Below are 13,341 nucleotides of genomic sequence, written 5' to 3'. Positions count from 1 at the left end.
ACGTGGTACTTCTATAGCACCATGGACAAAAGAGAATTTGGCAGATTTTAAGGCTAGTACAGGAACCTTAGAATTGAGCGATTATGGTGCAAAAATTGCTACTACTAATTCTGCCGTAGAAGTATCTAAAGATATTAATCCTCAAAATGGCACCATTTTAAATGTAGAGGCAACTTGGCTTGGAATGTCAAATGTGGGTAGATCTATGACTACTGGTACAGCTAGTTATTTTAGATTTGGTAATATCTATATTTTAGAGAATGATCAGGATAAAAATAGTCCTTCTGCTTATTCTTTAAGTCCATTTAGTAAGACAAATTATACTAATTTTACAGGTCCTTCAGGTGTTAGAAATTATGATCCAGCTACGCGCCCATTTTATATAATAAAAATGGAAATTAATACCGCAACTAATAATTTAAATTATTTGAAGGTCTATAGTTCTGATGATGAATCTAGAGAATTGTTGAGCTTATCAAATCAGCCATTAGATAATGTTGATTATAAGACTATAGCTTTTGGATTTGCTAAAGGAGCAAGAATGAGTACTAGTCAGGTTGAAATCTTGAAGTCAATCAAGGTTACGGAGACAGTTCAGGAGGTGACTACAGCAAAATATACTGTTAAGTATGTTGATGAAAACAATAACGAAATAAAAGATGCTAATGAGCGTCAAGGCGAAGTTGGTAGCTCTGTTGTTTTAACAAATTCTGATAAAGATAATTTCTTTAATGAAGAAAAGACAAAAAAATATATTTATGTATCAGACAATTCTAATTCTGTCTCTATAGATAAAGATGGAAATTCTGTGGTAACTGTTAAGTTTCATGAGGCAGCAAATTATAATTATACAATTAATGCTGTAGCAGGAGGTGTTACATTAGAAAAGATTGCTTCTGGAGCAGACTTTGAAGGTGAAACGGTAAAAGTACCTTATCATAAGTATGTTTTGAAAGACAATGTTTTGTATATGGCACCTCAAGGTAATAAAGACGATGGTTACTATCAGAAGGTTGTAAGTCTGGATCAAAATGAACTTGTCGTTAATGTTGAGTATTCTGCAGCAGATTTGAAAAATGTCGCTTTCTGTAGTGAAGCAGAAGATATTGAAGGATTAACTCCAAGTGCAACAGGTGCTGCGCCTGTCAGATGCTCTGATGGTAAAGGTGCTTTTGCTGAATCTGATGTGGTAATTGCAAAATTATCTGCAGGAATTTATAGAATGCATGTTGGAGTATTTGGAAATACTGGAACTAATTTTGTCTTTAAAAATGGCAATAATGTTGTATTCGAAGCTGCTACTACGGGTACAGGCTCTGAAGTATCAAGTTCTCTTTTTGAATTAACAGATGATAGTGACATAGTATTGTCTGCTGCTGGCAATGGTGGTTCTTCTCCTAAATTGTTAGATTATGTTATAATCGAGAAGTTTATTGGTGATGATGTAGCCGTTTCAGCCGTTAAGTTCGCAACTTACGTTCCAACCTGCAATGTTGTAGTTCCAGCTGATGTAAAGGTTTATACAGCAAAGGTAAACGAGGCAAAGAGCGCTGTGGTATTGACAGAGGTTCCTGCTGGTTCTGTAATCGCAAAGGGTACTCCTGTATTGGTAGGTGCTGAGGCTGGTTCTTATAACTTCGCTGCATCTACAGGAAAGGCAACAGTTGTTGATGGTAATGATTTGAAGGCAGCTACTGCTGATACAAAGGGCGATGGTTCTACAATCTATGCTTTGGTTGAGCAGGAGGGCAAGGCTGTATTCGCTCCTTTGAAGGAAGGCGTTGTTGTAAGTTTGGGTCACGCTTATCTCGAGTTGCCAGCAGCTAGTGCTACAAGATTCTACTCAATCCAGTTTGGTGGTGAGACAACAGGCATCAACGAGGTGAATGCAGCTGCTAAGGCAGATGGCGCTTACTACACACTCCAGGGTGTGAAGACAATCAAGGCTGCTAAGGGTATTTACATCCACAACGGTAAGAAAGTGGTTATCAAGTAATGAATCATTAATAATAAGTATTTATAATAACATCAATAAATAGAAACAAAATGAAAAAGTATATTCAGCCAGAGATTAATGTAATGGAGATGGAGTTGGACTCTCAGCTTTGTGCAGCTAGTGAAACTATTGGTATTGGCAGTACTCCGGCAGAGGGACCTTCTCTCGTACCAACACGTCCTCGCTTCAGCATCTGGGATTCTGAGGACGATGTAGAGGAGTAGTCAGAAATAGATAGATTGTCATCTATGAATAAAGGTGTGGTGAAAGCCACACCTCCCAAACACCCCGAACCAAGATCTCTTCTTGGTTCGGGATTATTTGATTGATAGGAAAAATCTTGATAGATAAAACACCCCAAAATCAGCATTAAGCATGGGAAAATTTTCCCTTAAGGAAACTTGGAGTTTCAGTTAAGGAGACGTAGATTTTCGCAAACGGAAAGTACATATAAAAAGTGTTTGAGAGAAGAATGAGGAAAGTTTACTGGTTATCAGTTACTTTCCTCATTTTGGTTAAAAGTGGCGAGGACAGACGAAGACGGGAATACGACAAGATGAGACAGAGGAACGTTACCTATCCGTAACCTATACCCCAAATGAGGAATGTTAAGGTTCGGAAGAATGAGGAAGGTTACGAATTGAATTTGAATACTCTGATTTATAGTGAGTTACTGATGAGTAACGTAAGATTTTTGGTTACGAACCAAATTTGCCGTGTTCTGCCGTGAAATGCGTAGCAAGAAAAGACTCTTCATGTATTAATTTTGAACGCAAAAAAGAATGACGTTATGAAGAGTACATTTTCAATTATCTTCTACCTCAAAAGACAGGTAGTAAAGAAAGATGGTACTGTTCCAGTTATGGGACGTATCACAGTGGACGGAACACAGGCGCAGTTCAGTTGCAAGACAACTGCCAATTCTGATTTGTGGGACACCAAGGGCGGACGCATGATAGGTAAGAGTATGCAGGCTTTGGAGGTGAACCGTAAATTGGACAAGATGCGTGTGAGTATCAGCAAGCATTATCAGGAGATTATGGACAGGGACAACTTCGTCACTGCCGACAAGGTGAAGAACGCCTTTCTTGGCTTGGAGTATCGTTGCCATACACTGATGAAAGTCTATTCCCAAAGCCGTGATGAAATGGAAAAGCAATATAAGGCTGGCATGAAATCTTTGAGTACATACACGAAGTATAGAATCGGGTGTGCCTATGTGGGCGAGTTCTTGCAGGCGCATTACCATGTGAAGGATATTGCTCTGAAAGAGTTGTCGCTGCCTTTTATCACGGACTACGAGACTTTTCTCAGAACCGACAAGCATCTGAAAATCAATTCTGCAATGGTGTTTGTCCGCAATCTCCGTGCAATGGTATTCCGTGCCATAGATAATGAATGGCTCGTAAAAGACCCATTCAGACGATATGAGTACAAGGAAGAAGAGACCACAAGAGAGTTTCTGAGCAAAGAAGAGATTCACCTGTTGATGGAGACACCTATCACAAGAAAGAAGATGAGCATGGTGCGTGACTTGTTCCTGTTCTGTTGTTTTACAGGTCTCGCTTTCATTGATCTGTACAACTTGAAGGAAGAGAACATCAAGGAATTTTTCGATGAAGGTGAATGGATTGTTATCCATCGACAGAAGACTGGAACGGAAGCCAACATCAAGTTGCTTGACTATCCCAAGCAAATTATGGAAAAATACCGTGGATTGTGTGAAGACGGCAGGGTGTTTCCAGTACCCAACTACCAAAGTTGTATGGATTCGCTCAAAAGACTGGGCAAAAAATGTGGTATCACCAAGCCGCTGTCCTGGCATTGTTTGAGTCACAGTAAAATCTTTTATTAATTGAATATCAACGAGTTAAGTGCCTTGAAGAATGTAACTGCTAACGATTTAGAAACGAGCTATATTCTTTTTCTTTCACAACTTTGCAATATACAAAGAACGCTTTGTTTACGAGTGCAAAGATAAATCTAAAATCTGAGAAACTATCTTTTTTGCTCTTAATTTACATATTTTTAAGAGGTGAACATTGATTGTCTATCTCTTTTGTAAATTACGACATTGCTTTCAAGTCAAGACCTAAAAACAGAACCATAAAGTTTCAAAAATAAGCATAAAAAGTGGGATTTGTAGCATCTTCGACTAAAATCACCTTATAAAATGCTAAAATTTTGCCTATTTATGATAGATTATCGCAATAAATTATTATTTTTGTAGGGTAAAATGCAATAAAAATATGAAGTTAAATCGCATAAAGGCAGTTTTAGAGGAGAAAGGTATAAGCCAAACTTGGCTTTCCAAGAAAATGGGCAAGAGTTTTAGTACGGTCAATGCCTATGTGTGCAATCGTACCCAACCAAACCTTACAACGCTTCTTGAAATTGCACAAATATTGTCTGTGGATATGAAGGAACTTATCTCGGACGAGAAAGAACGTAGTGCTAAATAAAAGACAAAACATAATGGAACAGTCACAATATAACTTTTTGTTCTCGTTTATCTGGAACATAGCCAATGACGTACTTGTGAACGCTTTCAACAAAGGCGATTACAAGAAGGTCATTCTGCCTATGTTGGTGTTGCGCCGCATTGACGTGCTGCTCGAACCGACAAAGGATGCTGTTATACAGATGAAAGAACAACTTGACAAAAACAAGATAGAAAACCAAGCGCCAGTGTTGTATGACATTACTGGCTACCCATTCTACAACACCTCCAAGTTTACGATGAAGACTTTGAAAAGCGAGATAGACCCTCTTCGCCTTAAAATGAACTTCATTGAATATCTGAACGGCTATAGTAAGGATGTGCTCGACATCATCGAAAAGCTGCATCTTCGACAGGTTGTTGACAACCTCACGGAAGCGGAACGTTTGGGAAGTATCATCGAGAAATTCACGTCCGACAAAATAAACCTCAGCTCAAAGCCTGTCTTTGACGGCGAGGGCAATCTCTTGCATCCTGCTCTTGACAACCACACAGTGGGAATGATGTTTGAGGAACTCCTGCGACGTTTCAACGAGGAGAACAACGTGACAGAGGCTGGTGAACATTTCACACCAAGAGACTACGTGAAGCTGCTTGCCGACCTCGCCGTGCTTCCTGTTGCCGACAAAATCAAGGCTACGACATACAGCGTGTATGACGGAGCATGTGGCACTGGCGGAATACTCACCATTGCGCAAGAGCGCATCAAGCAGATTGGCAAGGAACAGGGAAAAGATGTGGCAATCAACATTTACGGACAAGAACTATTGCCAGACACTTATGCCACTTGCAAGGCAGACCTTATGATTTCGGGACATATCAAGTCGTTCCAATACAACTACGCTGGTGAGGAACGAGAGTATATCGCTTTCGACTCCACTGTTTCTCGTGACGGTCATGCTGGAGAAACATACGATTTCTGCATCTCCAATCCCCCTTTCGGTACTCCGTGGAAAGAGGACTTGAAGAAACGTGGATTGAAGGAAACAGAAAAGGCAAAGTTTACGGACTCTCGCTTTAATATCGCTATAGGCAATGGTGAGAACCGCAAGGAGATAACTTTCTTGCCCGACATCGGCGACTGCCAGATGCTGTTCCTTGCCAACAATCTCAGCCGAATGGTGGATGACACGGAAATGGGTACGAGAATCGTGGAGGTGCATAATGGTTCCTCACTTTTTACGGGCAATGCAGGAAGCGGAGCAAGCAACTTGCGCCAGTACATCATCGAGAACGACATGCTGGAGGCTATCGTAGCCATGCCTGAAAACGACTTTTACAATACAGGTATCGGCACATACATCTGGATAGTAACCAACCGCAAGGAGGAACGCCGCAAAGGATATGTGCAGTTGATTGATGCAACCGACATCAAGTCTCCGTTGCGCAAGAACCTTGGTAAGAAGAACTGCGAGACTAACGAAGCGGACCGCAACGAAATTGTCAAGATGCTACTCGACTTCAAAGAAACAAAGAAAAGCAAGATCTTCCCGAATAAGGAATTTGGCTACTATAGCGTGACCGTGGAGAGACCTCTTCGCCTTGTTTATGAGAACCTTGACGAAATCGCACTGCCCGACTTGAAAAACAAGGGCGATGTGGAACTTTTGCAGCGAGTGGTTGAGGCATGGAAAGAAAATTTGGGCGGTCATACCGTGGGTGATTTTGCATTGTTCTTGATGTTGGAACAGATGAGAGTGAAAGTGCCAGCGTCAAAGGTGAAACTGGTGCGCCAGTATCTCAGCAAGCACAATGACAAGGCTGATGTTTGCTTCACTAAGCCGACAAAGCGTGACAGTGCGGTCGTGACAGACCCTTCATTGCGTGACACAGAGCAAGTGCCGCTCCTCTACCCTGGAGGCATTGATGCCTTCATGGAAAAGGAAGTGCTGCCGTATGCGCCCGATGCGTTCTACGATGCTGCAAATGTGGTTGTTGGCTATGAGTTGTCGTTCACCAAGTACTTTTACAAGCCTGTAGAACTGCGCACTATTGCCGACATCACAACCGATATCAACGGCATAGAGTGCAGACTGAAAGGCGTACTTAAAGATATTTTAAACGTCTAACCGTTAATGGTATTTGTGTATGAAAAAATATGAATCATATAAGGACAGCGGTGTGGGATGGATTGGAAAAATTCCGAGCCATTGGAGTTGTGTGCCGTTCAGACGAATAGCCAAAGTGCAATGCAACCTTGTGCGTCCTTCCGAAAACTTGACTATGTTCCAAATTTCTCCCGACTCTATTGAAAAGAATTCGGGGAAAATTATCAAGACAAGAACTGTGGAAGAAGCCAAGGTTGACAGCGACAATCACAGATTTTACAAGGGACAGATTCTTTACTCTAAGATACGTCCATTGTTGAATAAAGTGACCATTGCTCCATACGATGGCTTGTGCAGTGCCGACATGTACCCTATAAGTACAATCGAAAACACAGAATATGTAATGTATTATATGCTTTCAGAAGCATTCCTCTCTTCTGTCAAAAATATAGTTGCAGACAGAGTGAAAATGCCAAAAATCAATCAAGACGAGCTGAAGAATACGGATTTTGTTATTCTTCCGTTTTCCGAGCAACAAGTCATAGTTGACTATTTGAAAGACAAAACCCTCAAAATTGAGCAATATGTTTCCGCAAGAGAGAGAGAGAGAGCTGCTTGACAGTTTAAAGCAATCAGAGATTGCAAATGTCGTCACAAAAGGTTTGAACCCGAATGTTCGTATGAAAGATTCGGGCATACCTTGGATTGGCATGATTCCTGAGCATTGGGAAATTCGCAAGATAAAATTTTTGTTTAAGGAGCGTTCGGAAAAAGGATTTCCTAACGAGCCTGTACTTTGTGCGACTCAGAAATACGGGGTGATACCCCAAAGTATGTATGAGAATAGAGTTGTCGTTGTAAACAAAGGACTTGATGGATTGAAGCTGGTAAAAAAAGGAGACTTTGTCATAAGTTTGCGCTCGTTCCAAGGAGGTATAGAATATGCACATTACCAAGGAATTATTAGCGCAGCCTATACGGTATTGATGCCATCCAGAGATATAAATCCGCTCTATGTTAAATACCTTTTCAAATCACATCCTTTTATAGGACTTTTAAAAACATGTGTTACTGGAATACGAGAAGGACAGAACATCAATTACGACATGTTGAGGAACAATAGTATAATGCTACCTCCTGCTTCTGAGCAGCAAGCCATTGTTGATTACATAGAAGCCAAGCTCTCTAAAATTGACAGTTGTATGGCTGACCTCCAAGCGGAGATAGATTATCTCAAAGAGTTCAAACAACGTTTGATAAGTGATGTAGTGACAGGACAGATATGTGTGGCAAAGCCACAGAAAGGAGAACAACAATGAACAAGGAACAGCAAGACAGAGCAATGTTTGTATCGTTCTGTATAGAGCAATACGCAAAGGCAAAGAGTATGGCTGCTGAAGATGTGGTGAATTTGTTTGAGCAATATGGCATTGCAGAGCATTTCTGCGAGTTCTACGATGTACTCCATACACAAGGCGGTCAGTGGCTGGTTGAAGAAATTGACAAAATGATAAACGAAAGAAGAAAATGAGCAAAGTATATCATGGAAGTATTGAGGAAGTTAAGAGTCCAGAGATACGTCAGCCAAACCGTTCTCTTGACTATGGCTCTGGCTTCTACACAACCACTTCTTACGAACAGGCTAAGAAATGGGTAGAGCGAAGAATGAAAGACAAAGGAGTATCTGTCGGTTACGTGAATGTCTATGAGTTGGATGACGACGTAATAAAAGATATGAAATCACTCTTCTTCAAGAAACCAACAGAGGAATGGGTGAATTTCGTAATGAAAAATCGTACCGAGAGGGAGTTCTGCCACGACTACGACATTGTGTATGGTCCTGTGGCAGATGATAGCGTTTATACTCAGTTCACACTCTATGAAGGTGGCATCATCAGTATGCCTACTCTCATTCAAGAATTAAAGACATATAAATTGGTTGACCAGTATCTTTTCCATACGGAGAAGTCGCTGCAAGCCATTAAATTTGTAGAATCAAAAATCATCAAGATATGAGTGCAAAGATAACACAGGACAACCTGTATATGTTGCTGCCATTAAAGATAGGATGGCTTGCCCCTTGGCTCTCAGAAGACAAGGGCATAAGCCTTACGGAAGCCATCAACCGTATATATCGCTCAAAACTCTATAAGAAGCTATCCACCGAAAGTACCCAATACTGGCACTTGGGACCAGTGGACTTATACAATGAGCTGAAGAAAGAATTTTAAATTGAAAGCGTATGCCAACAGACATATCAGAGAAGGAACTCGAAACAATTCTCGTCAGCTATCTTCGTGACCACCAAGGTTATGAGGAAGGCGTATCAAGCGACTACAACAAGGAGTTTGGCTTGGACACGGAACGAGTGAAACGATTCATCCTCTCTACACAAAAAGAAAAGGTGGAGAACACGGCGTGTTTCACTTCTCCTACTGAAGAACACAAGTTTTTCAGTAGGCTCAGTGCAGCCCTAAGCAAGCGTGGTGTGACAGACGTGCTGCGCAAGGGTTTCAAGTACATATCCGAGATATTTGATATGTATTATCCAACTCCATCGGCACTCAACCCAACTGCACAGCAATACTACGACAAGAATATATTCTGCGTAACCCGTCAGCTCTATTACAGCAAGGAGAAAACGGATAGCATTGACGTGTACATTTCATTGAACGGTCTGCCAATCATGACTATGGAGCTGAAAAACCATTATACAGGGCAGACCGTGGAAAACGCCATCAAGCAATATAAGGAAGATAGAGACCCGAAAGCAGACCCGACGGCACTAATTTTGCAGAAACGCCGTTGCGCCGTACATTTTGCCGTGGACGATGACGACATCATGATGTGTACGGAGCTGAAAGGCAACGCCTCATGGTTCTTGCCATTCAACAAAGGCGTGAATGGCGGTGCAGGGAATCCTGTTAGCCCAAATGGAGTGCGTACAGCTTACCTGTGGGAGGATGTTCTTGGTAAACGTTCTCTCTCTGACATCTTGGAGAACTACGCCCAAATCACTTTTAAGGAGAAAGAAGTAAAGAACAAGAAGACTGGCAAAAAAGAAAAGAAGACAATAGAGAGCATCATTTGGCCTCGCTACCATCAGCTCGACTGTGTTCGTCAGCTTCTCAAAGCCACTCGTGAAGGTGGTGTCGGACATAAATTCCTCATCCAACACTCGGCAGGAAGTGGCAAGAGTAATTCCATCACGTGGCTTGCCTACCAGCTTGTGGGATTGCTTGACGGCACTACCCCTATATTAGACACGGTGATAGTTGTGACCGACCGCGTAAATCTTGATACCCAGATTCGAGACAACATCAACTCCTTCAAGCGATTGTCTAATCTTGTGGACTGGGCAGACTCTTCGCAGACATTGAAGGATGCCTTGCAGGACGGCAAGAAGATTATCATTACCATCGTGCATAAGTTCCCATATATACTCGAAGCTATAGGCTCGGAGTTGAAAAACAAGCACTTCGGCATTATCATTGATGAGGCACACAGCAGTCAGAACGGTTCGCTATCTGCCAAGATGAATATTGCCCTGTCGGGAAACGTAGCAAAGAACGAGGACGACCTTGAAGACAAGCTCAACGCAATAATCGAGGGTCGCAAGATGGTGAAGAATGCCAACTACTACGCATTCACGGCAACACCAAAGCCAAAGACTTTGCAAATGTTCGGTACACCATGTCCACAGCCAGACGGCAAGGTGCAATATCTGCCGTTTCATGAATATACAATGAAGCAAGCCATAGAAGAAGGTTTCATTATGGATGTGTTGAAGAACTACACGACATACGCCAGCTTCTTCAAAGTGATTAAGACCGTAAATGGCGACCCCGAGTTTGACCAAAAGGAGGCTCAGAAGAAAATCCGTGCGTATGTGGAAAGCCGTCCCGAGACGATAAGGCAGAAAGCAGCAATCATTGTCAACCATTTCCATACGGCTGTATTGGACAAAGGGAAAATTGGCGGACAGGCAAGGGCGATGGTAGTGACCAGTAGCATATTGAGAGCCATTAGTTTTTACTATGAGATTGAGACTTTGCTGAAGGAACGCAAAAGTCCATACCGTGCTATCGTGGCATTTTCGGGAAGCAAGGAATGGAACGGCAAACAGGTGACGGAAGCCGACATCAATGGCTTCCCCTCAAAGGACATAGAGGAGAACATGGGTGAAGACCCATATAGAATATTGGTAGTTGCCGACAAGTTCCAGACTGGCTACGACCAACCTTTGTTGCATTCCATGTACGTTGACAAGGAACTCTCGGACGTGGCAGCAGTGCAAACCCTGTCACGCTTGAACCGTTGCCATCCGCTGAAAAGAGATACATTCGTGCTCGACTTCTACAACGATACTGACAAGATACAAATGTCATTCCAGCGGTTTTACAAGACAACAATTCTGTCGGATGAAGCCGACCCAAACAAGCTCAACGACCAAACAGACGAGATAGAGAAATATAACATCTATACAGAGGAAGAGGTGCGTGACTTGAACACCAAATATTGGAACGGCGTAGAGCGTGAGCAGCTTGACCCGATAATCAACAAGTCGGTTGAGCGTTTCAAGCTGTTGGACGAGAACTCGCAAATCAAGTGCAAGAGCAGCATTAAGGGATTCTTGCGCTATTATCCGTTCATTGCAGCCGTAACGCCATATTGCAGCAAAGAATGGGAAATGCTCAACACCTATTATATGTTGCTGGCACATAAGCTGCCGAAACTGAAAGGCGAGGACTTCACTGATGGTCTGGAGGAGTGTATTGACCTCGACCAACTGCAAGTGACAAAGATGAGCGAACGGAAGATAGATTTGGAAAACAAGGACACGGAGGTTGACCCTATGCCAATGGGAACAGGCAAAGGAGGAAAGAAAGAGCCAGAAATGGCTAAGCTCAGTGACATTCTTGAACAGTTCAACGACATTCACTGGCAAAACATTGAGGCTGTGAAAGTTCAGATAGACAGTCTTCCAAACCGCTTGCAAGCTGACCAGAACTTTGTTAATGCAGCGAAGAACAGCAACAAGGAAACCGCACAAAAGCAAGGATTCACTTCCATGATGGGCATCGTCATCAAGATGATGAGTGAAAGTACCGAGTTCTGCCGTCAATATCTTGACAACAAGAACTTCCAGAATGCCATCAATGAAAGGGTTTTCCAACAAGTGTATAGCAAAATATCACAAGGACTATAAAACAAGAAAAATATGAGCAAAACTATTACAAAATATTTGTTGGCTTTATGCCTTATATGTAATGTTGGCAATGTGTTTGCACAACATCGTTATTATTGCGAGGTAAAGGGTATTGAGAAAGACCTTTCTTCTGGTCTAAAAATCATATTCGATTTCGGCACAAAGGCATCATATAACATTTGGGGAGACCTCAGCAGCAAATTGAAATTTGTGGATGAAAATGGTGAAGAAATCAAATTCAACAGCATGGTCGATGCCGCAAATTACATGGTTGACAAGGGGTGGAACTTCCAACAAGCCTATTCTTCTGCTTATGGCGGAAAGCCTATAATACATTGGATTTTCTACAAAGATGCCGAAAATATGGATAAAGCCAGAGAAGGAATTATGACCAAGACGGAATATCAGAAACTAAAGAAGTAAAGCTATGACGGAAGAAGAAAAGAAAACGTTGGTTGATGCGGTAAATTGCAAGTATCCACATCAGAACTTAACGGAGATTTATTACAATATAGGTAGAGCATTGCCTTTTACTGCTCAAAGATTCCCAGACGGAAGAGTTTCCGACTGGTATCGTAATCAGTATGTGGAGGTTGTACGAGTAGAACCACATGGAAGAGGCGGCAAGTTTGGAAATGTATTTGGCTTTTATTACCGTAATGGCGAAAGAGCGGATGCCTATGAGAATGACCCAGAACACAGTTGGTGCACCAAGAATGATACTGAACCGCAACCAATACCATGTTGTGGGTGTGGCTCATGGATGTTATTGGACATCATAGGTGAGAAGACTACAGAATCTGTTAAAGTTCTTGGTCTTGATGACAAGATTGGCTTTGGTAAATATAAGGATATGACTTTGAAAGAGGTCATCATTAAGGATTGGCAGTATGTCAAATGGGCGATTATAGATTCCCAACACTTATATACCGATGTCGATAAGGTATTGGAATATCATATGGAGAATAGACCAACACTTGGTCCTAATGATATAATGAGCTTCGGGAAATATAAAGGAAAGTCCATTGAGGAGGTTTGCAAAACAGACCGACAATACCTTATCTGGCTTTCACAAAACAACGATTCTTTCAATCTTGATTGGGAAAAATTCAAGTAATCAAATTATAATGTAGATATGAAGAGATTTATGTTAATATTTTGCTCCCTGCTTATAACATTAGGAGCGACTGCACAAAGTAAGTTAGGTTCGCAAACTACTAAGATTGCGAAAGATTCGACATTGATAAAGATACATGACCTATTGGAAGACGTGGATTTCCGCATACACGGTCTTGACAGATACAAACTCTATCCAACAGAGAACATCTACAACTTTCTGCAATTAGACACAAGTACGGGGAAAATAGATGTTGTGCAATGGTCGTTAGATGATGGCAAAGAAGGCTCTGTTACCCTTAACGATGAAGATTTGTCTCTTGACACAGGGTGTGGAACATTTGAATTGTATCCAACAAAGAATATGTATCAATTTATCCTTTTAGACAAGGTTACAGGTAGAAAATGGCATGTCCAATGGGGATTTGAAGCAAGCAAAAGATGGATTAAACGAATATATTAGCTTTGGCAG

13 protein-coding genes and 1 pseudogene are annotated in these 13,341 nt (G+C 41.7%); all 14 read left to right on the top strand.

The annotated features are described in order from the left end of the window. The first annotated feature begins 37 nt into the window (after positions 1-37). The 14 genes and pseudogenes from KUA49_RS13795 (at position 38) to KUA49_RS13730 (ending at position 13,332) form a co-directional block, all read left to right on the top strand. Positions 38-1,996 (top strand): hypothetical protein, encoded by a 1,959-nt coding sequence (locus KUA49_RS13795; protein WP_218413620.1) that lies wholly within the window; start codon positions 38-40, stop codon positions 1,994-1,996. Between the two features lie 50 nt (positions 1,997-2,046). Then, on the top strand, positions 2,047-2,220 hold the full coding sequence (locus KUA49_RS13790; protein ID WP_218413621.1) for a toxin PIN: 174 nt from the start codon (positions 2,047-2,049) through the stop codon (positions 2,218-2,220). Positions 2,221-2,786: 566 nt separating this feature from the next. Beyond that, a pseudogene (locus tag KUA49_RS13785) lies at positions 2,787-3,836 on the top strand (site-specific integrase); the annotation flags it as partial. A gap of 409 nt (positions 3,837-4,245) precedes the next feature. Continuing rightward, positions 4,246-4,458 carry a helix-turn-helix domain-containing protein gene (locus tag KUA49_RS13780; RefSeq protein ID WP_005939395.1) on the top strand — a complete coding sequence of 71 codons (213 nt, stop codon included), beginning with the start codon at positions 4,246-4,248 and terminating at the stop codon, positions 4,456-4,458. 13 nt (positions 4,459-4,471) lie between these two features. Beyond that, complete coding sequence (locus tag KUA49_RS13775; RefSeq protein WP_218413543.1) at positions 4,472-6,565, top strand: type I restriction-modification system subunit M; 2,094 nt, start codon at positions 4,472-4,474, stop codon at positions 6,563-6,565. A gap of 19 nt (positions 6,566-6,584) precedes the next feature. Beyond that, entirely contained in the window at positions 6,585-7,163 is a 579-nt protein-coding gene (locus KUA49_RS13770; RefSeq protein ID WP_218413542.1) for a restriction endonuclease subunit S, read from the top strand. After that, positions 7,129-7,863, top strand: a complete 735-nt coding sequence (locus KUA49_RS13765) for a restriction endonuclease subunit S (protein WP_218413541.1) — start codon at positions 7,129-7,131, stop codon at positions 7,861-7,863. Before KUA49_RS13770 ends, KUA49_RS13765 begins: the two co-directional genes overlap by 35 nt. Then, positions 7,860-8,075 (top strand): DUF3791 domain-containing protein, encoded by a 216-nt coding sequence (locus KUA49_RS13760; protein WP_218413540.1) that lies wholly within the window; start codon positions 7,860-7,862, stop codon positions 8,073-8,075. Before KUA49_RS13765 ends, KUA49_RS13760 begins: the two co-directional genes overlap by 4 nt. Next, on the top strand, positions 8,072-8,560 hold the full coding sequence (locus tag KUA49_RS13755; RefSeq protein WP_218413539.1) for a DUF3990 domain-containing protein: 489 nt from the start codon (positions 8,072-8,074) through the stop codon (positions 8,558-8,560). Before KUA49_RS13760 ends, KUA49_RS13755 begins: the two co-directional genes overlap by 4 nt. Beyond that, positions 8,557-8,775, top strand: a complete 219-nt coding sequence (locus KUA49_RS13750; protein WP_218413538.1) for a hypothetical protein — start codon at positions 8,557-8,559, stop codon at positions 8,773-8,775. The genes KUA49_RS13755 and KUA49_RS13750 overlap by 4 nt, the downstream gene beginning before the upstream one ends. Before the next feature lie 11 nt (positions 8,776-8,786). Beyond that, complete coding sequence (locus tag KUA49_RS13745) at positions 8,787-11,753, top strand: type I restriction endonuclease subunit R (RefSeq protein ID WP_218413537.1); 2,967 nt, start codon at positions 8,787-8,789, stop codon at positions 11,751-11,753. Between the two features lie 12 nt (positions 11,754-11,765). After that, on the top strand, positions 11,766-12,176 hold the full coding sequence (locus KUA49_RS13740) for a hypothetical protein (RefSeq protein WP_218413536.1): 411 nt from the start codon (positions 11,766-11,768) through the stop codon (positions 12,174-12,176). A gap of 4 nt (positions 12,177-12,180) precedes the next feature. Continuing rightward, on the top strand, positions 12,181-12,870 hold the full coding sequence (locus KUA49_RS13735; RefSeq protein ID WP_218413535.1) for a hypothetical protein: 690 nt from the start codon (positions 12,181-12,183) through the stop codon (positions 12,868-12,870). An 18-nt stretch (positions 12,871-12,888) separates the two neighbouring features. After that, positions 12,889-13,332, top strand: coding sequence for a hypothetical protein (locus KUA49_RS13730; protein WP_203051850.1), 444 nt, complete (start codon positions 12,889-12,891; stop codon positions 13,330-13,332). Positions 13,333-13,341: the final 9 nt, after the last annotated feature.

This window comes from Segatella copri, assembly GCF_019249655.2.
In the GTDB taxonomy this organism is placed as follows: Bacteria; Bacteroidota; Bacteroidia; order Bacteroidales; family Bacteroidaceae; genus Prevotella.
Note: the sequence above shows the minus strand (reverse complement) of the source record. Positions and strands in the feature narration are given on the sequence as shown.